The 20,834-nt window shown below is 68.3% G+C and carries 18 protein-coding genes and 1 pseudogene; 7 read left to right on the top strand and 12 right to left on the bottom strand.

Going from position 1 to position 20,834, the window contains the following annotated elements:
* Positions 1-78 precede the first annotated feature (78 nt).
* Complete coding sequence (locus R9B84_RS26625) at positions 79-585, bottom strand: cupin domain-containing protein (protein WP_423762990.1); 507 nt, start codon at positions 583-585, stop codon at positions 79-81.
* Between the two features lie 371 nt (positions 586-956).
* Positions 957-1,427 (bottom strand): universal stress protein, encoded by a 471-nt coding sequence (locus R9B84_RS26620; RefSeq protein ID WP_423762989.1) that lies wholly within the window; start codon positions 1,425-1,427, stop codon positions 957-959.
* A gap of 317 nt (positions 1,428-1,744) precedes the next feature.
* Here R9B84_RS26620 and R9B84_RS26615 point away from each other — a divergent pair, with 317 nt between their 5' ends.
* Complete coding sequence (locus tag R9B84_RS26615) at positions 1,745-3,859, top strand: PAS domain S-box protein (RefSeq protein WP_423762988.1); 2,115 nt, start codon at positions 1,745-1,747, stop codon at positions 3,857-3,859.
* Complete coding sequence (locus tag R9B84_RS26610) at positions 3,856-4,503, top strand: response regulator (protein ID WP_047903312.1); 648 nt, start codon at positions 3,856-3,858, stop codon at positions 4,501-4,503. Before R9B84_RS26615 ends, R9B84_RS26610 begins: the two co-directional genes overlap by 4 nt.
* A gap of 69 nt (positions 4,504-4,572) precedes the next feature.
* Here the strand turns inward: R9B84_RS26610 and R9B84_RS26605 are convergent, their stop codons facing one another.
* A complete protein-coding gene (locus R9B84_RS26605; protein WP_423762987.1) occupies positions 4,573-4,977 on the bottom strand; it encodes a lysozyme inhibitor LprI family protein in 405 nt (134 codons plus the stop codon).
* Positions 4,978-5,318: 341 nt separating this feature from the next.
* Between R9B84_RS26605 and R9B84_RS26600 the strand changes: the two genes are divergently transcribed.
* From R9B84_RS26600 to R9B84_RS26590, 3 genes are read left to right on the top strand one after another with little or no spacing between them, the layout of a single operon-like run.
* Positions 5,319-5,921 (top strand): DUF1326 domain-containing protein, encoded by a 603-nt coding sequence (locus R9B84_RS26600; RefSeq protein ID WP_262544635.1) that lies wholly within the window; start codon positions 5,319-5,321, stop codon positions 5,919-5,921.
* Positions 5,922-5,944: 23 nt separating this feature from the next.
* On the top strand, positions 5,945-6,733 hold the full coding sequence (locus R9B84_RS26595) for a DUF2182 domain-containing protein (RefSeq protein ID WP_423762986.1): 789 nt from the start codon (positions 5,945-5,947) through the stop codon (positions 6,731-6,733).
* An 8-nt stretch (positions 6,734-6,741) separates the two neighbouring features.
* Positions 6,742-7,635: a DMT family transporter gene (locus R9B84_RS26590; RefSeq protein WP_423762985.1), complete on the top strand. Its 894-nt coding sequence runs from the start codon at positions 6,742-6,744 to the stop codon at positions 7,633-7,635.
* Positions 7,636-8,076: 441 nt separating this feature from the next.
* Here the strand turns inward: R9B84_RS26590 and R9B84_RS26585 are convergent, their stop codons facing one another.
* From R9B84_RS26585 to R9B84_RS26545, 9 genes and pseudogenes are all read right to left on the bottom strand, one after another.
* Complete coding sequence (locus tag R9B84_RS26585) at positions 8,077-8,670, bottom strand: SCO family protein (protein WP_423762984.1); 594 nt, start codon at positions 8,668-8,670, stop codon at positions 8,077-8,079.
* Positions 8,663-9,095: pseudogene (locus R9B84_RS26580) on the bottom strand (hypothetical protein); the annotation flags it as partial. The gene R9B84_RS26585 and the pseudogene R9B84_RS26580, both read right to left, overlap by 8 nt.
* Positions 9,096-9,121: 26 nt before the next feature.
* The gene (locus R9B84_RS26575; RefSeq protein ID WP_423762983.1) at positions 9,122-11,494 is read right to left on the bottom strand and encodes an RICIN domain-containing protein; all 2,373 of its coding nucleotides are present in this window, start codon (positions 11,492-11,494) and stop codon (positions 9,122-9,124) included.
* A gap of 226 nt (positions 11,495-11,720) precedes the next feature.
* Positions 11,721-12,050, bottom strand: coding sequence for a DUF4148 domain-containing protein (locus R9B84_RS26570; RefSeq protein ID WP_047903317.1), 330 nt, complete (start codon positions 12,048-12,050; stop codon positions 11,721-11,723).
* Positions 12,051-12,274: 224 nt separating this feature from the next.
* Positions 12,275-13,150 carry a PilZ domain-containing protein gene (locus R9B84_RS26565; RefSeq protein WP_423762982.1) on the bottom strand — a complete coding sequence of 292 codons (876 nt, stop codon included), beginning with the start codon at positions 13,148-13,150 and terminating at the stop codon, positions 12,275-12,277.
* 81 nt (positions 13,151-13,231) lie between these two features.
* Positions 13,232-15,823, bottom strand: coding sequence for a penicillin-binding protein 1A (locus tag R9B84_RS26560; RefSeq protein ID WP_423762981.1), 2,592 nt, complete (start codon positions 15,821-15,823; stop codon positions 13,232-13,234).
* Positions 15,824-15,996: 173 nt separating this feature from the next.
* Positions 15,997-17,004 (bottom strand): trans-3-hydroxy-L-proline dehydratase, encoded by a 1,008-nt coding sequence (lhpH, locus tag R9B84_RS26555; protein ID WP_128842558.1) that lies wholly within the window; start codon positions 17,002-17,004, stop codon positions 15,997-15,999.
* 65 nt (positions 17,005-17,069) lie between these two features.
* A complete protein-coding gene (locus R9B84_RS26550) occupies positions 17,070-18,191 on the bottom strand; it encodes a branched-chain amino acid ABC transporter substrate-binding protein (RefSeq protein WP_423762980.1) in 1,122 nt (373 codons plus the stop codon).
* 121 nt (positions 18,192-18,312) lie between these two features.
* Positions 18,313-19,050 (bottom strand): FadR/GntR family transcriptional regulator, encoded by a 738-nt coding sequence (locus R9B84_RS26545; protein ID WP_423762979.1) that lies wholly within the window; start codon positions 19,048-19,050, stop codon positions 18,313-18,315.
* A 264-nt stretch (positions 19,051-19,314) separates the two neighbouring features.
* On the opposite strand from R9B84_RS26545, the gene lhpI reads away from it, so the two are divergent.
* Both lhpI and R9B84_RS26535 read left to right on the top strand, forming a co-directional pair.
* A complete protein-coding gene (gene lhpI, locus R9B84_RS26540) occupies positions 19,315-20,250 on the top strand; it encodes a bifunctional Delta(1)-pyrroline-2-carboxylate/Delta(1)-piperideine-2-carboxylate reductase (RefSeq protein WP_423762978.1) in 936 nt (311 codons plus the stop codon).
* Between the two features lie 178 nt (positions 20,251-20,428).
* Positions 20,429-20,833, top strand: a complete 405-nt coding sequence (locus R9B84_RS26535; RefSeq protein ID WP_423762977.1) for a response regulator — start codon at positions 20,429-20,431, stop codon at positions 20,831-20,833.
* Position 20,834: the final 1 nt, after the last annotated feature.

The raw sequence follows: 20,834 nt of genomic DNA, 5'->3' as shown, positions 1-20,834 counted from the left end.
AAACGGGTTTGGCCGGGATCGCGCGGAACACACGCCATCGGCGAGGGCTTCGGGCCGACGGTTGCACCGCTTTGACAATCACGCGTCAGGGCGATGCGCGAGCCTTGCGACGTGTTCCGCGTAGTCGGGAAACGCAACAGTCAGCATGGCCGCGTCGGCCAGCTCGAATTCCGCGAACTCGAAGCCCGGTGCAACCGTGCAGCCGACGAGTGCGACGTGCTCCGGCGACGCGCAGCGCGCGCCGAACCAGCGTCCGGCCGGCACGACCGTCTGGAACACGGTGCCCGGATGCGTGAGCGGGTTGCCGAGCCGGTGGATCGTCAGCCCATCGCGCTCGTCGAGCACCCACACCTCGAGCGGATCGCCCGCGTAGAAATGCCAGACCTCGTCGGACCGGATCCGGTGCCACGACGAATAGGCGCCATCGCACAGCAGGTAGTAGATCGCGGTCGATGCGGCGCGCGGCGCGCCGTCGGCCGGACGCACGACCGAATCGGTCGCGCGATAGGTCTCGCGGAAATAGCCGCCCTCGGGGTGCGGCTGCAGGTCGAACTGGCGGATCAGGTCGGTGGCGGAAATGGGCATGGCGGATGACGTCGATAAGGTGAGAAACCGGCATCCGGCGTACGGCCCGGTTCATCGCGGATGCGACCGGGTGCCGCCGGATACCGCTGCGTCGATCGCCGGGCCATGCGCGCGGCGAGGAAGCGGACACGGTCGATGCTGCCAGAACTGCGTGTCGGGATGCAACCGTGGGCATGCAATGGCGGGCATGCGGAGGCCGTCCCGGGCGCCCTCGTCCGGACGACGCACGCGTCGAACGCGACGGGCGAACTCACGCGCGCCGCGCCGATCAGCGCGTCGCACGTTCCAGCTGGCAGGCATCCGGCAAAGGCGCGCGGCAGTCTCCTGCCGGCAACCGCAACCGCTCAAGCGTCAGCGCGGCACCGCGTGCATCACGCGGCCGCCGGCGTGCCCGGCTCGTTGTGCCGCACCAGCAGCACGGGCCGGTCGGCTGCGCGCAGCAGCGATTCCGCGACGCTGCCGAGCAGCAGACGGCGCAGGCCGTGCCGCCCGCTCGTGCCCATCACGATCAGGTCGGCGTCGGTTTCGGCCGCCGTACGCATCAGTACCGTCGCGATGTCTTCGCCGTACGCGTCGAGCGCTCGCACGGTGCCCGGCACGTGTTGCTGCGCGAGCACCGCTTTCGCGTCGTCGAGCACTGGCGTCGCGGCAGCGGTCGCGGCCGCATCGCCGTCGCGCTCGGCCGCGAAGCCCGCATCGACGTCGACGAGCTGCGGCCGATGCTCGACGACATACGCGCAGGTGACCTCGCCGCCGGACGCCGCCGCGATCCGGATTGCCTCGTTCAGCGCGAGACGCGCATTCGGGCTGCCGTCTAGCCCGACGAAAATCCGCTTGTACATGGTCCGTCCCTCCGACCGGGCACGCGCCGCGCATCGCGCAACGGCGGCCCGTTACCGCAAGCCGGCCCGGTGCCGGCTTGCCTGCCGAACAGTCTGCTCCACGTGTCGACGCACTCGTTGACGCGCGTCAAGCGCGGCCGGCGTGCCCGCTGCTCCGCGCCGTTTGCCGCATTTTCAGGTGACCCTATTACATAAAACGTGTAAAACGCGCACAATTTCATCTTGAAAATAGACGTTGCACGCAGCCGGTGCGAGTTTTGCCCGGTTTTGCCGCGCTGCCCGAGTGCCAAGGGCCCCGACAACTGAATGGCCATTGAATGACCGCCGGTGGAACCCCGACGCGTGATGCCCGAGAGCACACGCGCCTCCAGACCATGTTACGCCAGCCGCTCGCGGCCGGCGTCGTTGCGCTGTTTGCCGGCGCGGTGCTGTCGCTCGGCGTCGCGCTGCTGGTGCGCGGGCAGTGGCAAAGCGCCGTCCATACGCGCTTCGAACGCCGCACGGCGCACGTGACCGCGATGCTGCGCCACGAACTGCAGTCCGGCGTCGCCGTGCTCGAAAGTGCGCGCGGCGCGTTCGGCCTCGTGCCGGACATGACGCGGGAACAATGGCGTCGTTATGCGGAGACGCTCGCTCTCGACAGCGGCCGTTCGCCGATCCGGCAGCTCGGCTATGCGCCGTTGCCGCCCGCCACGCGCAGCGCCCTCGCCGGCGCGAACCCGATGCCGGCCAGCCCGCTCGCGGTCGCAACGCTCAGCGCGCCCGTATCGAACTCGCCCGTCGTGCGCTTCGCTGCTTCCGACGCCGCGCCGCTCGCGCGCGCGCTGCAGACCGGCGATATCGCACTTGGCGTCCACCCGGCCGACGACGACGCGTCCCGCGACGCGCGCACCCTCACGCTGTTCCTGCCCGTGACCGCGTCGCCGCATGCGGCAGCCACGCCGTCCGGCACGCGCGAAGCCGGCGCCGACGGCGTGCTGTTCGCGGCGTTGAGCCCGCGGCGCCTGGTCGAGCGTGCGCTCGACGCGGAACGCGGGATCGACCTGTGGATGACCGCCGGCGGCGATTCGCGCGCGATCGTCAGTGTCGAAACGACGACCGACGAGGCGTCGGCTTCGCCCGACCTGCTGCGGCGCATCGAGGTGCTGAATTTCGGCGGCACCATGCTGACGCTCGCCTATTCCGCTGACGGCCGCCCGAGCGCAACCGGTGCGCAACGCGCGGCCGGCACCGTGCTGGCGGCCGGGCTGATCGCGTCGTTCGCATTCGCGGCGCTCGTCCATGCGCTGGTGCGCAGCCGGTCCGGCGCCACGGCCGATTCCGGCGCGAGCAGCCGCGGCATCCTCAACGAGGCGCGGATGATGGGCATTATCCGTTCGTCGATGGAAGCGATCATCACGATCGACGAAAAGCAGACGGTCGTGATCTTCAATCCGATGGCCGAGCAGGTGTTCGGCGTATCCGCGATGGAGGCGATCGGCGCGCCGTTGTCGCGCTTCATCCCCGAACGGTTCCGTGCCGCGCACGCGAAGCACGTCGACCAGTTCGGCGTGACGGGGGTTTCGGAGCGGCAGATGGGCCGCCAGCGCGTGCTGTTCGGGCTGCGCGCCAACGGCGAGGAATTCCCGATCGAGGCGTCGATCTCGCAGATCCGCGACGCGTCGGGCAAGCTCTATACGGTGATGCTGCGCGACATCACCGAGCGGCTGCGCGCCGAGAACGCGCTGAAGCAGTCGCGCCAGGAATTGCGTGAACTGTCGGCGAACCTGCAGAACGTGCGCGAAGAGGAAAAGACGCGCATCGCGCGCGAACTGCACGACGACCTCGGCCAGCAGCTCACCGCGCTGAAGATGGACCTGTCGGTCGTCGAGCAGCAGTTGCGCGTGCCCGGCCGCGCGCAGCCCGACGCGGGCATGCTGTCGCACCTGCAGGGCATGCGGCGGCTGATCGATGCGACAGTCGCATCGGTGCGGCGCATCGCGGCCGACCTGCGCCCCGTGATGCTCGACGATCTCGGCCTCGTGCCCGCGATCGAATGGCTCGCGAACGATTTCACGAACCGCTACGGGATCGATGTCGAGCGTCACGTCGAAACGGGCGGCCTCACGTTCACCAGCGCGGGCGCGACCACGCTGTTCCGCATCGTCCAGGAAGCGCTGACGAACGTCGCGCGCCACGCGGATGCGACGCGCGTCGCGTTGCGGCTCGATATCGAGGACGGCTTCTGCGTGCTGCGTGTCGCGGACAACGGCCGCGGCGCGGCGCCCGGCGGCCCGGCTCACGAGGACAAATCGTTCGGCCTGATCGGCATTCGCGAACGCGCACACATGCTCGGTGGTACCGTGACGATCGATACCGCGCTCGCGCGCGGTTTCTCGATTACCGTCGCGTTCCCGCTCAGTACCGTTCAACAGGAAACTCTCATCACATGATCACGGTGCTCATTGCCGACGACCATACGCTCGTGCGCGACGGTCTGCGGCACATTCTCCAGAACGCCACCGGATTCGAGGTGGCCGGCGAAGCCTGCGACGGCCCGTCGACGATCGCGCTCGTGCGCTCGACGCCCGCGCAGGTGCTCGTGCTCGACCTGTCGATGCCCGGCCGCAACGGCGTCGAACTGATCAAGCAGATCAAGGACGAGAAGCCCGCGCTGCGGGTGCTCGTGCTGACGATGCACGCGGAGCAGCAATACGCGGTGCGTGCGTTCCGCGCGGGCGCGTCAGGCTATCTGACGAAGGAAAGCGCCAGCGCCGAGCTGGTCGGTGCGGTCACGAAGGTGGCGTCGGGCGGCGTCTACGTGAGCCTCGCGATGGCCGAGCAGTTCGCGCAGAGCCTGAACGAGCCGGCCGAGACGCTGCCGCACCAGCGGCTGTCCGATCGCGAATTCGACGTGTTCCGGCGGATCGCCGCCGGCCAGACGCTGACCGAGATCGCGCAGGCGCTGTGCGTGAGCGCGAAAACGGTCAGCACCTACAAGACACGGATCCTGGAAAAGATGCAGATGCCGCACGAAGCGGCGCTGGTGCGTTACGCGATGCGGCACAAGCTGCTCGACGAAACGGACGACGTGTAACGGACGACTCTGGCAGCGGATGGCGGGCTTGACCGACCGCGCGGCATGCGGCCGGTCAAGCGGTGCATGTTACTTGCCGGGCACCGGGCACGCGAGATCGCCTTCCTCGCAGGACAGATAGCCCTTCAGCGTTTCGGTGCGCGCTTTCGTCAGATCGTCGAGGCAGGTCGATACGACCATCGGGTATACGCTGCCGCCCTCTGCATTCGCGCTGGAGAAACTGCATTCGGCATCGCGGTACGCGATCCACGCGCGCTGCACGTTCACGAGTTTGTCGGCAAGCGGCCTTGCATCGCGCAGGCGCGCGGTGACGGCCTGGTAGGTCCGGTTCAGCTCCCCGTCGGATTTCTTGTACGCGCGATCGGCACATGACGTCATCGTCGCCTGATCCGTTGCGTCCGCACAATTCGCCTGTGCATGGGCAACGCTCGCCGCCAGCGCCAGCGAGCACAGCAGACCGGTCAAGACACGCATGGATGCTCCTTGTTGTTCGTTGAAGTCGTGGAAGCCGGTGCGGAGCCTGACGCCCCTGCCGCGCCTCGGCGCGCGGCCACACCGTCCGCGATGCTAGCGCACGCGCGTTCGCTTGTCAGCCGGCGTCGCGCTCCCGTGCCGGCTTGCATATCGTCCGCGCGCGCCTACACTGGAAAATCGATACGCCGCTTCAGGCCCGCGCTATCGCATCCATCCCGTCCCGCTTCCGCGCATTCTTCCGCGCATTTCGCGTTCGTGCCGTCGAGCGGGCATGACGTTTCGTCAGCCGGTTTCCTCTGCCCTGCGCACCGCGCAATCGCCGTCGCTCCCTGGAGGAAATCATGAGCTATCACCTGGAAGGCCGTCTGCTCGAAGTCTGCAACTGCCGCGTACTGTGCCCGTGCTGGATCGGCGAGGATCCGGATTTCGGCGTGTGCGACACCATCGTCGCCTGGCATGTCGACAAGGGCACGGTCGACGGCGTCGACGTCGGCGGTAACACGATCGCCGCGGTGTGCCGCGTGCCGGGCAATATCCTCCAAGGTAACTGGACGGCTGCGATCTACGTCAGCGACACGGCGTCCGACGAGCAGGAGCAGGCGCTCCTCAAGGTCTACACGGGACAGGCCGGCGGCCCGATCGCCGAACTCGCGAAACTGATCGGCAAGGTGGTGTCGATCGAGCGCGCACCGATCCGGTTCGACGTCGAGGGCGCGCGCGGCACGCTGTCGATCGGCACCGACTATCACGCGGAACTCGAGCCGTACCTGGGCCCGAGCGGCGCGCAGACGACGCTGACCGACACCGTGTTCTCGACGGTGCCCGGCGCACCCGTGTTCGTCGGCAAGGCGCCTGTCTACCGGTCGAAGAATGCGGCGATCGGCATCGACGTCGATCTGAAGAATCACAACGCGTTGCAGAGCACGTTCCTGTTCGACGCGTGAATCGCGGTCGCACGGATACGGCCATGGCAGCGTCGCTGCACCGGCGCCTGTTCCCGCTCGTGCTCGCGAGCCTCGTTGCATTCGCGTGGGTCACGCTGTGGGCGTGGACACGCAGTCCGTACGGGCGTTATCTCGAGCACGGCGACGGTACCGCCTCCGACCCGTTCAGCACCCTTTGTCGCGCGCTGCCGGGCGGCTCGTTATGGCTGCCGGCCGTGCTCGATGCGGCCGCCTGGACGCTGATGATCCTGGCGATGATGCTGCCGACGACGCTGTCGCTGTTCGATGCGTTCGCGCGCGTCGTCTCGAACCGCCCGGACCAGACGCGCCTGCTCGCGCTCGTCGGCGTCGGCTACGTCGTCGCGTGGAGCGGATTCGGCCTCGTCGCGCACGGCCTCCATGCGCTGGTGCTGATGGGCGTCGCGCATGTGCCGGCGCTCGCGTGGCGCGGCTGGCTGATCGGCGCGGCCGTGTTCGCGCTCGCCGGCGCATTTCAGTTCAGCCGGCTGAAGGAACACTGTCTGGACCGTTGCCGCACCCCTTTCGGTTTCGTGATCAGCCGCTGGCGCGGCCGCACGCCGTTGCGGCATGCGTTTGCGCTGGGCGCAAGCCACGGGCTCTTCTGCGTCGGGTGCTGCTGGGCGCTGATGCTGCTGATGTTCGTCGTCGGCGCCGGCAGTCTCGGCTGGATGCTGTCGCTCGCCGCGCTGATGGCCATTGAAAAGAATGCGGTGTGGGGACGGCAGCTCACGGCGCCGCTCGGCGTCGCGCTGTTCGGCGTGGCCGTGCTGATCGTCGCGAACCACGCGTGAGGCCCGCGATGCGCCCGCCCGCCTCCGCCTTCGCGCTGCACGTGCGGCCAGGCGTGCGGGTTGCCGCGCTGACGTCAGTCGCAATGCTCGCATTCGCGTCAAATTCGCTGCTGTGCCGACTCGCGCTGCAGGCCGGGCGGATCGACGCGGCCAGCTTCGGCAGCGTGCGCCTCGTGTCGGGCGCGCTGATGCTCGCGATCGTTGCGCGCGCGGGTGCGCGACGGCCCGCCCCGCCCGCGGACTGGCCCGCGGCGGCGATGTTGTTCGCCTATGTCGCGTGCTTCTCGTTCGCGTACCTGACCGTCAGTGCCGCAACCGGCGCGCTGATCCTGTTCGGCGCGGTGCAACTGACGATGTTCGCGGCGGGATGGCGCGCCGGCGAACGGTTTGCCCCGGCGGGCTGGGCCGGGTTCGGCGTCGCGCTCGGCGGGCTGCTGTATCTCGTGTCGCCGGGGCTCGCGGCGCCGACGCCACAAGGCGCCGCGCTGATGACGGCCGCCGGCGTTGCATGGGGCATCTATTCGATACGCGGCCGGAAGCCTGGCGATCCGGTCGCGGCGACCGCCGGCAACTTCCTGCGTGCCGCACCGCTCGCGCTCGCGTTGAGCGTCGCGCTCGCCACCCGCATGCACGTGACACCGGCGGGCATCGCGCTTGCGGTGCTTTCCGGTGCGCTCACATCGGGGCTCGGCTACGTCGTCTGGTATGCCGCGCTGCGGCACCTCACGGCCATGCGCGCCGCGGCAATCCAGTTGTCCGTGCCGCCGATCGCCGCGTGCGGCGCCGTGCTGTTCCTGTCGGAACAGCCGACCTGGCGGCTCGGGCTCGCATCGGCCGCCATCCTCGGTGGCGTCGCGGCGGTGCTCGCGACTCGTGCCCGCCGCACGGGTACCGCGCCGTGACGGCAGGCGGGCGCACCGCACTCGCCCTGGCTCGTTCGTGCATGCAGAAACGAAAAACCCGTACACGGATACCGTGCACGGGTTTCGGGGGAAGCGGCAAACCGGGCGCCATCGCAGGCGCCGGCTGACTTACTGGCCGCCGACGTACACCGAATTTCGATTGGCGGCGGCCGGCACGACCACGCGCAGGCCCGACTGCGACGTCGCGGCTGCATTCGCGCCGTAGCCCGTCGAGTCGCCTTGTGCACCGGTGTTCTGCGCGGCGGCGATCCTTGCCTGCGCAGATTGTCGGCCGGCGCGATGCGTCCCGTGGACGGGCCGCCTGGCAGCTCGCCCACGGCCTGGTGAAGTCGAGCGCGCCGCCCATCGACGCGGCTTCATGGCGGCAAAATCGGAGCACGATCAACGACGCGCAAGTGCGTGTCATCTTCGGCGCGCTGCTCACGCACGCCGCAAGATGTCCGCGACCGATTCGGCCGACGGCAATTCGTAGGTCCGCCAGATCAGCGCGCCAGCGCGGTCGACCACCTGGACCTGCGTACTGTGATTGTCGAGTCCTGTGAGGCCGCCGCCAAACAGCGCCTGCAATGCGTCGACATCCTGCAGTTCCGGCGCGGCCGCGATCCAGCCCGGCCTCGCATCGAAGCGCGCGAGCCACGCGCGCATCCGCGCGGGCGTGTCCTCGAGCGGACTGATGCTGAGCGACAGCAACTGCACGTCGGGGTGCCTGCGCGGCCCCAGCAATCCTTGCACGCGCTGGAACACGGCGCCCTGGATAGGACAGGTCGACGAACAACCGGTGAAGAATAGCTGCAATGCCGTCACCCGGCCGTTCAGCAGCGCGTGCAAATGGGTCGCGCGGCCGTCTGCGGTGTGTACCGGTACGTCCGGCACCGGTACCGGCGGCGTGACGCGCCCGCCGTGATAGCCGACGATCGGCACGGCGGGCGCCGGGCCGGGTCGCAGCGCCGCGAGCGCGAGCGCCGCCGTCAGCCACGCGCGCCGCCGACGGGCGTGCTCGTCGAGCGCGCTCATGCCCCGCCTCCGTTCAAATATCGCCAGAGCGCAGTGCAGTCGCGTTCATTGAGCGTGTAGCGCGGCATCGCGACGTTAACGAGGACAAAGGCAGGATCGAGGCCGGTGCGCAACAGCACGCAGAAGGCGTCGCGATCGTAGCGCGTCAGCGGGCCGCCGCGCCGGCCGCGCGGCGCAGTCAGCCAGTCGTGCGTGAGACGCGGCGCAAGCGAGTTCGGCACGGCTGGCCCCGCGCCCGCCGCATGGCAGTTCGCGCAGCGCACCACAGGCGGCGGCAGGCTGTCCGGATGCGTCGACAGCCGCCCTTGCAGCGGCGCGGCGCCGTCGAAGAGCGCCTGACCGCGCGCGGCAGCATCGCCGGCCGCGGCGGCGCTCCCGCCGGACATCACCATGGCGACGCACGCGCCTGCCAGCCGCGCCGCCACGCGCCGCCCGAAGCGCGGATGCGGCGTCACGAGATCTGCAACGACGTCGACACGCTCGGCACGCCCTTCGCGTCGAGCGCGAACAGCATGTAATAGCCGGGCAGCACCACGCCGGCGTCCGACGGGATCGCGAGCCGGTACGATGTCCCGCTCGCATTGACGATGGACAGCGGAATGCGGCGTTGATCGTTGTTCGTCGTGTGCGTCACCGACGACAGGCGCATCAGCACGAATGACGCGACCGGACCACGCGTCCCGACCTCGATCGATGCGCCGCGACTCGTCGCCGAAGGCGCGCTCGCGATTGCGGGGCGCGCGGCCGGCGAGCCATCGGCATTGAGCAGATAGGGCGGCGTGAGGATCTCCGCGTTCAGGTGATTGTTCACGCAACCGGTGCCGCACTGCCCGCCGCCGCCCGCGAACACGCGGCCGTCCGGCAGCAGGATCGCCGTGCTGTGATAGGTGCGTGGCGTCTGCATCGGCTTCAGCAGATTGAAGCGCTGGGTCTTCGGGTTCCAGATCTCCGGAACCATGATCGCCGTGGTGTCGGTGAACGGCATCGGCAAGCTCTGGCCGCCGATCATCACGATGCTGCCGTCCGGCAGAATGACGCTGTTCGCGAACGCGCGCTGGTAGGTCATCCCGTTCAGGCGTTGCACCGTGACCGGCTGGCTCGGCCCGCGCGTGATGTCGATCTGGTAGACCGCATTCGATGCATAACTCGACGCGCTGCCGTTCTGCTGGTACGACTTCGCGCCACCGGCCTTCAGGATCTTGCCGATGTCGTATAGCGACGCCGTGCCGTTGATGCTGTAAGGATCGGCGCCGCGCGTGCCGGCTGACTGGATCGTGCCGCTGCCGTTGGTCGAGATCCAGTTCATCTGCGCACTCGGGCCGGCGTGGAACACGCTGCCGTTGCTCTGCGCGAACAGCCACAGGTGGTTATCGCCCCGATAGATGCCTTGCGGATCCGGACCCACGATACCGGTTTCCGGCACGCCGGACAGCACCGTCCAGTTGGCGCCGTTCCAGACTTCTGCGCTCTTGCCGCCCTGGCCGCCGCTCCACGAGCCGCCAAGCGTCAGCACCGAGCCATTCGACAACAGTGTGTCGCCCTGATAGCCGCGCGGAATGTTCATCGTCGCCGATGCGCTCCACGTGTTGCTGTTCCAGTCGTACAGCGTCGTCTTCGGACTGCTGTCGCCGCCGTTCACGAGCAACCTGCCGTCGGACAGCATCGCAGTGCCCGGGCAGAACATGTCCGAGCCCGCGGACGTCTCCAGGAATTGCGTCGCCCGGTTCGTCGCGGGGTCGAACAGCGCTGTCTGCGTCTGCGTAGCCGTGTTGCCGACGTCGTTCTGGAAGCTGAAGGTCTGGTCCGACGACCACATCACGAGCTTGCCGTTCGGCACGTTCGCAATGCCGATCGGATTGACCGGCAGCGGGATGACCGCACTCCACGCCGACGGCAGCGTAACCGGGAAACTCTGCGGCAGGCCAAGCGTGAACTGGTCGTTCAACGCGGTCGCACCCTGGCACGGGTACTGGACCAGCGCAGCGCCGTCCGTGAGCGCGCCGCCGCTCACGTTCGCACACATGCCGCTCGCGACCGACACCAGCCGGTAGTTCGAGCCTGACGCGGCAGCGACGGTCCACTGGTCGTTCGTTTGCGCATCGCCTTGGCACGGATACTGGATCACCGGCGTGCCGCTCCCTCCCGTGCCGCCCGACACGTTCAGGCACTGCCCGGTGCGCTGGGACACGACGTGATAGCCGCTGCCGGCCGGCAGCAGCGACCAGCCCGCGTTGCTCTGGGTCGAGCACGCGCCCTGCACGATCGCGGCGCCCGCATTGGTCGAATTGCCGCTGACCGTCAGACAACGACCGCTGCTCGCGGACACGATGTTGGAGAATGCGGCGACCGGCAGATACAGGTTGAACTGGTCGTTCAGCGCGGTCGCGCCCTGGCACGGATACTGGATCAACTGTGCGCCCGATGCGCGCGAGCCGCCGTTGACGTTCAGGCACATGCCGCTCAAGACCGACACGATCCTGTAGCTTGCGCCGACGGCCGTGATGGTCCACTGGTCGTTGGTCAGGTTGTCGCCCTGGCACGGATACTGGATAAGCGGCGTGCCGATGGCACGCGAGCTGCCCGGCACGTTCAGGCACAGGCCGCTGCCCTGCAACACGATGTGATAATTCGCGCCGACGGGCACGAACGACCACGTCGTATTGCCCTGTCCCGCGCACGAGACCTGCACGACGCCCGCGCCGGGGGCGGCCGAGTTGCCCGCGATCGCGACGCACTGCCCGCTGTCCGCAGACACGATGTCGGAATAAGACGCCGTGACGGCCGCTGCGACGCTCGACGGCAGCCACGCAACGAAAATCGACACGCACACGCACAAGAACGCCTGTCTCCAGGAAAGCGCAGACACTTGCATGATTCCCCCATGGTCCCGTTTTAATTTCCGGTCGTATTAAAACGTCGAATCCCTGGATCGGGATGTACGGTGGGCCACTCAATGGAGACGACGCAAAAAAAGCCCGCACTCGTTACGAGCGCGGGCTTTTCGATACCACTTTGGCCGCGGCCCCGAAGGCCGCTATCCGGCCACCGGCTTAGTGGCCGAAGTACACCGACGTACGATCGGCGGCGGCCGGCACGACCACGCGCTGGCCCGACTGCGACGTCGCGGCTGCATTCGCGCCGTAGCCCGTTGCGTCGGCTTGCGCGCCGGTGTTCTGCGCGGCGGCGATCTTTGCCTGGGCGGCCTGGATGTTTTCCGGGTAATTGATCCAGTCGTTCGGGTTGTAGCCGGCCTTTTCGAGCTGGACCAGTTCGGCGCGCACTTGCGCGCGCGTCAGCGGCTGCTGGTTCGATTGGGCAAACGAGACAACCGGTGCGGCCACGAGAGCGGCCAGTGCAACTGCCTTGATCAGCGATTTCATGATGCGTTACCTCCAGGATTGTTTTGTCAGGCGCTTCGGACTCGGGGTCGTTGCGCATGAGTAGAAGTCTAGGAGGCGCGACTATCAGGGTAAATACTTAAATCGCGAATTCACTATTGACGGGAAGAGCACAATCGCGCGGGAATAACCCCATTCATCAGATGATTATCGGCGCTCATGTGCCGAATGCCGCGATACGGCATCCGGCGCGCGTTGCCCGTGCGTCAGCGCGATTGGTCGATGTCCGCCGCCGCCATCAGCCTGTCGAACAACAGTGCCTTGAGGCGGACCAGGTCGTCGGCGCCGATCTCGCCGAATGCGGCGTGATGAAGCGTCAGCGCCGCCGCCGACGGATCGGCATGCACGGCCCGCACCGTGCCGTCGAGCGCCAGCCATTCGACGCGGTCGCCCGCCTCGTACGGCAGCAGCACGCGCAACGGCTCGCCGGCCGCGGCGATGGTCCGGTCGAACGCGACCGACAGCCCGCTCAGGCTGATGTCGTGCACCATTCCGATGCTTTCCGTGCCATCCGCTCCACCCGTGCAGCAGGCCGCGATCCGCGCCGGCACGCGCGGCTCCGCGCGCGTGCGCAGCCGGTCGACGAAGCCCGGCGGCGACAGGATCATGAACGGCGCGGCGTCCGACACCTGCACCGACTCGACCGTCGCGCCGAAACGGGACACCGCGGCCCGGCCGATCGCCACCGCCTCGATGTCGTCGCCGCGCGCGAATTCGAGCACGGCCGCCGGCTGCGGTTCGACGAACAGCGCGCCCGACGCGGCGACCCCGATCAGCCGGCAGCGCTGCAGCGTGCGTGTCGTGCCGACCCGGCGGCGGATGCCGATCGCGGCGCCGGCCGCCAACCCCATGCGCCTGGCGGGCGGCACCGCGCCATGCACGCGCGGATCGGCATCGGCGTCATCGCGCACGCGCACGGGCCGGAAATGATCGAACAGGAAAGCATGCTGCGCCGCATCGCGCAGTGTCGTGCCGGCCGGCAGCAGCGCGGCGCCGTCGGCATCGTAGAGATCGACGCCGAGCGGAACGCCGGCGGAGAGATCGTCGCGCACGAGCGCGACGTAGTCGGTGGGAAGCCGCATCGGAGAGGCGCGCGGAGCGACCGCGCGAGCTGTCGTGACAACCTGATTACGGCAGCTTCGCGCGAAATCTGAACGGCGTCGTTACTGCGAGGCGCCCGTCGTGTCGGGAGCGACCGGCGCGGTCGGCTGGGCCGGCGTGGCGGGAGGTGCGGCTGCCGGTGCGGCGCCGGTGCCCGTGCCGACACCGCTCGTCGTACTCGCACCGGCTGCCGGCGGCGGTGCCGGCTGCGGTTGCGATGCGCCCGCCGACAGTGCCGCGGCCGATGCGGCCACTTCGGACGCCGGTATCCATTCCTCGACGATGCCGCCGGACGCCGCTTCGGGCGCCGATGCCGCCGACGCGGCCGATGCTGCGCCTTCGTCGGCTTCCGATGGCGGCTCGATACGCTGCGTCCTGACGGGCATAGGCGTCTTCTTCGGCTCGGACCTGAACCACGTGTCGAACAGGTCGGTCGCACGCTCGCGCAGCGACGCGAACCAGCCGGGCGACGGCTCGGTATCGAATCTCGCCTTCGTGTCGACGATCCGGGCGCGCTGCGCGCGCTGGAAGAAATCGCCGACGATCGGCAGCGCGCTGTGCGCGCCCTGCCCCCAGTAATCGCTGCGCAGCGTCACGCGGCCGTCGTCGAAACCGACCCACGCACCGGCGACGAGGCCGGGCTGCATCAGGATGAACCAGCCGTCCGCGTTGTCCTGCGTCGTGCCCGTCTTGCCGGCCACGTCGCCACGGATCCCGAAGCGCGTGCGGATGCTGCCGCCCGTGCCGCGCGTCACGACATCGCGCATCACGTCGAGCAGCGTCTTGTCAGTTTCGGCGTCGAACGCGCGCTCGGGCGGCGCCGGCGCGTATTCGGCAAGCACGTCGCCCTGGCGGTTTTCGATGCGCGTCACCATTTGCGGTTCGACATACAGCCCGCCGTTCGCGATCGTCGCGTACGACGCGACCATCTCCTTCAGCGTGACCGGGCTCGTGCCGAGCGCGAGCGACGGTACGCGCTCGAGCGGGCTTTCGCGCACGCCCATGTCGCGCGCGAGCCGGGCGACGGCCGCGGGCCCGACCTTTTCCATCACCTGCGCAGTGATCCGGTTGCGCGACAGCGCGACCGCATCGCGCAGCGTCATTGGCTTACCGGTCGGCGGCACGTCGTCGTTCGGTCGCCAGATCTCGCCGCCCTTCAGCGGGATCTCGACCGGCTGGTCGATGAACGTGTCTTCCGGCTTCATCCCGCTCGCGAACGCCGCGCCGTAGACGAACGGCTTGAACGTCGAGCCCGGCTGGCGCCGCGCCTGCGCGACGTGATCGAACGGCTCGTTGGTAAAGTCGCGGCTGCCGACCCATGCGCGGATCTGCCCGTCGCGCGGATCGATCGCGAGGAAGCCGGCCTGCACGTCGGTCTTCGCCTTGCACAGCGCGCGCATGAAGCCGCGATCGGCCGCGAGCAGTTTCATCGCGGCCGCGTCGCCCTTGCCGGCGTCCTGCGCGGCCTTGTACTCGGGCGACTCGCGCATGAAGGTGCGGAACACCTCGTTGTCGGTGCCGCAGCCGTCGCGGCCGCTCCATGCGTTGTTCGCAATGCCCTGCAGCTGATTGCCCTGCTGCGTGAGCGCCTGCGTCGCCATCTGCTGCAGCCGCGCGTCGATCGTCGTGCGCACGATCAACCCGTCCGAATAGATGTTGTAGTCGTTGCGGTCGGCCCACGCGATCAGCCATTTGCGCAACTGCTGCGCGAAATGCGGCGCCGGCCCCGGCGGCTCCTTCTGACGCTCGAAGTCGATGCGCAGCGGCCGGCGCTGCAACTGCGCGAACTGTGCCGCCGACAGCTTGCCGTACTTCACCATCTGGCCGAGCACCGTGTTGCGCCGCTGCAGCGCGCGCTCGGGATTCAGCACCGGGTTGTAGTAGCTGTTGCCCTTCAGCATCCCGACGAGCGTCGCGCTGTCGAGCACGTCGAGCTCGTCGGCCGACTTGTCGAAATAGGTGCGTGCGGCCATCTCGACGCCGTACGCGTTGTACAGGAACGGCACCGTGTTCAGGTAGGTCTCGAGGATCTGGTCCTTGCTGTAGACGGCCTCGATCTTGAGCGCGGTGATCGCCTCCTTCACTTTGCGCGTGAGCGTCGGCGCGCGGCCGATCTCGTCCGGATACAGGTTGCGCGCGAGCTGCTGGGTGATCGTCGAGCCGCCCTGGCGGCTGCCCGAGAACGTATGGAGCGCGGCCGACGCCGTGCGTTTCCAGTCGAGGCCGTGATGCTCGTAGAAGCGATGGTCCTCGGTCGCAATCAGTGCGTCGACCATGTGCGGCGAGATCTGCTTGAGCGCTACCCACTCGCGGTTCGACGGCTTGAATTCGGCCAGCAGCTTGCCGTCGGCGGACAGCACCTGCGCGGGCTGGTCGACGCGCGCCTTGCGGATGTCGCCGATGCCCGGCGTGAACGGGATCAGCACGATCACGTACAGCACGAACAGCGCCGGCACGGCAGCGGCCGTGAGCAGCGCGCCGCGGCGCGTCGGATGACGGAGATGGTGCCACGCGGTGGCGGCGAGAGGCTTGACCCTCGCGACGGCGGCAGCCGCGACGGGTTGGGCGCGCGCGATCCATCTGGCACAGAATTCACGCACTGACGACACGTTTCGGCGATTCACGCGGGTGGGGCTCGGCTGAAAAGGGTGCATCGTACCAAAACTCGCGCGGCCCGCCGGCCCGTGGCGGCTTTGCGTCGGCGTGCACGGCGCGGTGTCACGACCGTTCGCACGCAAAAAAGGCGCGTGCCCCGCAACGGGAGCGACGCGCCAAGCCTGGTACAACAACCGGGAAGCCGCGCGAGGCGGCCGATCGGCGCCGATGCTCAGCGCACGAGAAAACCGTAGGTCAGCGGATCGCGCTCGTCGACGATCCAGTTCGCGAAACCGCAGATATGCGCGCTGCCCTCCACTTCCGGGATCACGGCCGGGATGTCGCCGACCGTCGTCTCGCGCAGCACGCGCCCCTTGAAGATCGTGCCGACGATCGATTCGTTGACGAGCGTGTCGCCGGCCGCGAGCAACCCGCGCTGGTACAGCTGCGCGACGCGCCCGCCGGTGCCGGAGCCCGTCGGCGAGCGGTCGACCTCGCGATCCGCGAACACGCAGCAGTTCGCTTGCGTCGAGCCAGGATGGCGCGGCGCGTTCGCGATGATCGTGCCGTAGATATGGTTGATTTCCGGAATCTCCGGATGTACGACCGGGTACTTCGCGTTCGCGGCGGCCTTCACTTCCGCGCCGAAGCGAATCAGCTTTTCCACCGCCGCTTCGCGCACCGGCAGGTCGAACGGCGCGCCGTCGACGTAGAAGTAGAACGCGCCGCCATACGCGATGTCGCCGGTCACGGTGCCGAACGACGGCGTGTCGACCGACACGTCGCGCCGCCAGATGAACGACGGCACGTTGACGAAGCGCACGGGCCCCGCATGCTCGCCGTCCCACTTGACGAAGGCCTCGATGAAGCCGCACGGCGCGTCGATGCCGACCCGCGTTTCCGGCACCGTGCGCTGCACCCAGCCGAGTTCGACCGCGGCGGTCGACAGCGCGATCACGCCGTGCCCGCAATGGTCGCTGTAGCCTTCGTTGTGCACGAAGATCACGCCGAAATCGGCGTTCGGCGACACGGGCTCGGTCAGGTAGCCGCCGTACATGTCGGCGTGGCCGCGCGGTTCGAACATCAGCGCGCGGCGAATCTCGTCGGCGTTCTCCTTGAGCCATGCGCGGCGCTGGACGATCGTGTCGCCCGGCAGACGGGGCAGCCCGCTCGTGACGATGCGGAACGCTTCGCCGCCCGTATGGACTTCGACGGTGGAAAGGGATCGGGAAATTTTCATGGTCGATCGAATGCGTTGAAACGAAGGACGGCGGCCAGGCCGCCGTCCGGTGGCAGGCTGGCCGGTTACTTCGCGTACGGCTCGGGCAGGCCGTTGCGGATCACGTAGACGGTCGTCGGCGCGCCCTTCAGGTCGCCGTTCGCGTCGAACGAATAGGTGCCTGCGACGCCCGCATAGTTCGACTTCGCGAGCTGCGCGATCAGCTTCGCCTTGTCGGTGGTCGTGCCGGCCTTGACCATCGCGTCGGCGAGCAGCTTCGCGCCGTCGTAGTAGTTGACGCCGTAGACCTGCGGATCCGTGTGATAGGTGTCGTGGTACTTCTTCAGGAATTCGCGTCCGGCCGGCGTCTTCTCGAGCGCGACGCCGCCCTGCGCGCAGTAGACGATCGACGCCGCTTCGCCCGCGACCTTGCCCATGTCGGCCGAGCAGATGCCGTCGCCGCCGAGCAGCTTCGCGCGCAGCCCGCGCTGCTTCATCTGCTTGGCCATCGGCGCACCCTGCGCCGCATAGCCGCCGAAGAAGATCACGTCGGGGTTGCTGGCCTTGATCTTGGTGAGAATGCCGAGGAAATCGGTAGCCGACGAGCTCGTGAATTCCTGGTCGACGATCTTGATGCCGTTCGCTTTCGCGACGTTCATGAACTGCTCGGCAACGCCCTGCCCGTACGCGGTGCGATCGTCGATGACGGCCGCGGTTTTCGCGTTCAGCGTCTTCGCGGCAAACGTGCCCATCGTGCCGCCGAGCTGTTCGTCGCTCGCGCCGATCCGGAAGATGTTCTTGAAGCCCTGCTTCGTGAGTGCCGGATTCGACGCCACCGGCAGGATCGGCACGCCGGCAGTCGAATACACGCGTGACGCCGGGATCGCGACGCCCGAGTTGTACGGGCCGAGCACGGCGACGACGCCCTTGTCGACGAGGTTCTGCGCGACCTGCACGCCGGCCTTCGGGTCGGCCTGGTCGTCGTCTGAAATCAGCTTGAAGGTGACGGTCTTGCCGGCAACCTTCACGCCGGCCTTGTTGAGTTCGTCGATGGCAAGGCGCGCGCCGTTTTCATTGTCCTTGCCGTTCGCGGCCTGCGGGCCCGTCAGCGGCGCCGAATGGCCGATCATCACGACTTCCTGCGCGTGCGCGGAAGTCAGCGCGCCGGCGGCAACGGCCACCGAGAGCGCGGTAACGAGGTGTCGCATGATGTCTCCTGATTGGTTTTGTGTGAAACCAATGTAGGACACGCGTGGTCACATCGCAAGCAATTTCAAAATAATTTTCGCGATTCTGGTCATATTTCAGACCAGAACGAGGCCGTGCCCATCACTTCGGCGCGATGTCGCGCCGCACGCGGCGGATATGCTGCTCGACGTAGAACGCGGCCGCATCGGCGTCGCCGGATACGATCGCCTCGTAGATCAGCCGGTGTTCGGACACGTAGAGCCGGATCCGGCCCGCATCGTAGATGCCGTCGTCCTTCAGGCGCTTCCATAACGGCTGGTCCATCGTCTTCGCGACCTCGTCCGCGATCCTCACGATCAGCGGGTCGCCGGTCATCAGCGCGAGCTGCCGGTGAAACAGCCGGTCGCTCTCGTTCCACAGCGCGCGCTGGTGCGGATCGTCGACGTCGGTGATGGTTTCCATCTGCGCGAGATAGCGCTCGGCGCCCGGGTCGCCGCGGCCGTGCGACGCCGCGAGACGCGCAATCGCGGGTTCCAGGATCAGCCGCACGTCGAGCGTCGACGTCGGGCTGAAGTCGGCTTCGGATGCCGCGCGCATGTCGCCGCGCTCCGCGAGCACGTCGAGCGGCGACGCAACCACATAGGTGCCCGAATTGCGCTTCGTGAACACGAGCCCTTCGTTCTGCAGTGCGCCGAGCGCCTCGCGCACGGCCGGCCGGCCGACCTGGAACAGCACCGCGAGCTCGCGCTCGGACGGCAGCCGCGAATCGGCCGCGTAGCGCCCCGCGCGAATCTCGTCGCGGATCTTCTCGGCGACCTGCTCGTAGATCTGCAGCGGCCTGAAACCGCCTTCGAGTGATTCGGGACGCGCAGACATCATCGTTTGGCTCCTGCCCGGTCGCGGGCGTGGACTTGGAATGGGTTCGCACTATACCGGAGCGGCGCAGACATCGAGACCACGGCGACCCTTCTGGACAGATATTAGAACCAAAACCGCCCCTTTGCTTCCTTTCTCGGGTTGCGGGTGGGGCTGAAAGTGGTATAGATTCGATCCACGCTGCCCTGTATCACCGTACCCGGCAGCCCCTTGGCGGGCGCGTCATGCGCCCGTCGCCCACGCTCACCGACGCCTGCGACGTACACGATGACCGCCCTTTCCCGGATTCCCGTTTTCGATGCGGCCGATACGGCCGCGCTGCTCGACTACCCGGCGCTGCTCGCCACGCTCAGACAAGCCGTCGCCGAGTACGCGGCGGGCGAGATCGTCAGCCCCGAGCGCCTGGTCGTGCCGCTGCAGGCCGGCGGCGTGATGCTGTCGATGCCGTCGAGCGCGCGCGACCTTGCCACCCACAAGCTCGTGAACGTATGCCCCGGCAACGGCGCGCGCGGGCTGCCGACGATCCTCGGCCAGGTGACCGCGTACGACGCGACCACCGGCGAGATGCGTTTCGCGCTCGACGGCCCGACGGTCACCGGACGCCGCACGGCGGCCGTCACCGCGCTCGGCATCGACGCGCTGCATGGCGCCGCGCCGCGCGACATCCTGCTGATCGGCACCGGCAAGCAGGCGGCCAATCACGCGGAAGCGCTCGCGGCGATCTTTCCCGATGCGCGCCTTCACGTGCGCGGCAGCAGCGCCGACAGCGCGGCCGCCTTCTGCGCCGCGCACCGCGCGCAAGCGGCTCGGCTCGCACCGCTCGACGGCGACGCGATTCCCGATGCGATCGACGTCGTCGTCACGCTGACGACGAGCCGCACGCCCGTCTACCGCGACGCCGCGCGCGAAGGCCGGCTCGTGGTCGGCGTCGGCGCGTTCACCGCGGATGCGGCCGAGATCGACGCGAACACGGTGCGTGGCAGCCGGCTCGTCGTCGACGATCCGGTCGGCGCGCGCCACGAGGCCGGCGACCTGATCGTCGCGCAGGTCGACTGGCAGCAGGTCGCGTCGCTCGCCGACGTGCTGAGCGGCGCGTTCGCCCTCGGCGGACCGCTGCTGTTCAAGAGCGTCGGCTGCGCCGCGTGGGATCTCGCCGCGTGCCGTACCGCACGCGATGCGCTGGACGCGCGCCAGGCCGGCTGACCCGGCAGCAAAGCCCGCCGGCAGCGGGCGCGCCGCCGGTGCGGCACGCAACATCCGGAGCGCCCCGGTACTTTCCCGTACGCGTTGTAGGAAACGCCCTACAACACGTCGAAGCGGCCTACACCAACTTCCAATTCGGCCGATTTCATTTTTGGTGGCGCAACACGATACTGCCGGCATGAATGCCAGCCTGTCACCCGCCCCGCTCAGGGTGTTTCTCGTCGATCACGCCGTTGCCGTCCGGCAGCGGATCGCGCTGCTCGTCGGCGCGATCCGCGACGTCGCCGTCGTGGGCGAAGCGGAAGACGGCCAGGACGCGTGGACGCAGATCCGCAGCAGCCGGGCGGACGTGGTGATCGTCGACCTGCGGCTCGCGGACGGCAGCGGCCTCGACCTGATCGGGATGCTGTCGAAGGCCACACCGCGCATCGTCACGATCGTGCTGACGAATCATTCGGCACCGGCATTCAGAGAGGCATGCGCGACGGCCGGAGCCGACTACTTCTTCGACAAGACCGTCGAATTCGACGCCGCGTGCCGTGTCATCGAATCCCTGGTGCACGCTCGCGTGCACCACCCCTGAC

It is taken from the genome of Burkholderia sp. NLJ2 (genome assembly GCF_049487195.1).
Classification (GTDB): Bacteria; Pseudomonadota; Gammaproteobacteria; order Burkholderiales; family Burkholderiaceae; genus Burkholderia; species Burkholderia pyrrocinia.
This window is presented reverse-complemented; position numbering and strand designations above follow the sequence as displayed.

Bases quoted from the DNA above. Each gene is read 5' to 3' on its own strand.
- R9B84_RS26625 (WP_423762990.1), bottom strand. From the start codon at position 585: ATGCCCATTTCCGCCACCGACCTGATCCGCCAGTTCGACCTGCAGCCG.
- R9B84_RS26620 (WP_423762989.1), bottom strand. From the start codon at position 1,427: ATGTACAAGCGGATTTTCGTCGGGCTAGACGGCAGCCCGAATGCGCGT.
- R9B84_RS26560 (WP_423762981.1), bottom strand. From the start codon at position 15,823: ATGCACCCTTTTCAGCCGAGCCCCACCCGCGTGAATCGCCGAAACGTG.
- R9B84_RS26570 (WP_047903317.1), bottom strand. From the start codon at position 12,050: ATGAAATCGCTGATCAAGGCAGTTGCACTGGCCGCTCTCGTGGCCGCA.
- R9B84_RS26550 (WP_423762980.1), bottom strand. From the start codon at position 18,191: ATGCGACACCTCGTTACCGCGCTCTCGGTGGCCGTTGCCGCCGGCGCG.
- lhpI (WP_423762978.1), top strand. From the start codon at position 19,315: ATGACCGCCCTTTCCCGGATTCCCGTTTTCGATGCGGCCGATACGGCC.
- R9B84_RS26535 (WP_423762977.1), top strand. From the start codon at position 20,429: ATGAATGCCAGCCTGTCACCCGCCCCGCTCAGGGTGTTTCTCGTCGAT.
- R9B84_RS26565 (WP_423762982.1), bottom strand. From the start codon at position 13,150: ATGCGGCTTCCCACCGACTACGTCGCGCTCGTGCGCGACGATCTCTCC.
- R9B84_RS26585 (WP_423762984.1), bottom strand. From the start codon at position 8,670: ATGAGCGCGCTCGACGAGCACGCCCGTCGGCGGCGCGCGTGGCTGACG.
- R9B84_RS26595 (WP_423762986.1), top strand. From the start codon at position 5,945: ATGGCAGCGTCGCTGCACCGGCGCCTGTTCCCGCTCGTGCTCGCGAGC.
- R9B84_RS26590 (WP_423762985.1), top strand. From the start codon at position 6,742: ATGCGCCCGCCCGCCTCCGCCTTCGCGCTGCACGTGCGGCCAGGCGTG.
- lhpH (WP_128842558.1), bottom strand. From the start codon at position 17,004: ATGAAAATTTCCCGATCCCTTTCCACCGTCGAAGTCCATACGGGCGGC.
- R9B84_RS26605 (WP_423762987.1), bottom strand. From the start codon at position 4,977: ATGCGTGTCTTGACCGGTCTGCTGTGCTCGCTGGCGCTGGCGGCGAGC.
- R9B84_RS26600 (WP_262544635.1), top strand. From the start codon at position 5,319: ATGAGCTATCACCTGGAAGGCCGTCTGCTCGAAGTCTGCAACTGCCGC.
- R9B84_RS26545 (WP_423762979.1), bottom strand. From the start codon at position 19,050: ATGATGTCTGCGCGTCCCGAATCACTCGAAGGCGGTTTCAGGCCGCTG.
- R9B84_RS26615 (WP_423762988.1), top strand. From the start codon at position 1,745: ATGACCGCCGGTGGAACCCCGACGCGTGATGCCCGAGAGCACACGCGC.
- R9B84_RS26610 (WP_047903312.1), top strand. From the start codon at position 3,856: ATGATCACGGTGCTCATTGCCGACGACCATACGCTCGTGCGCGACGGT.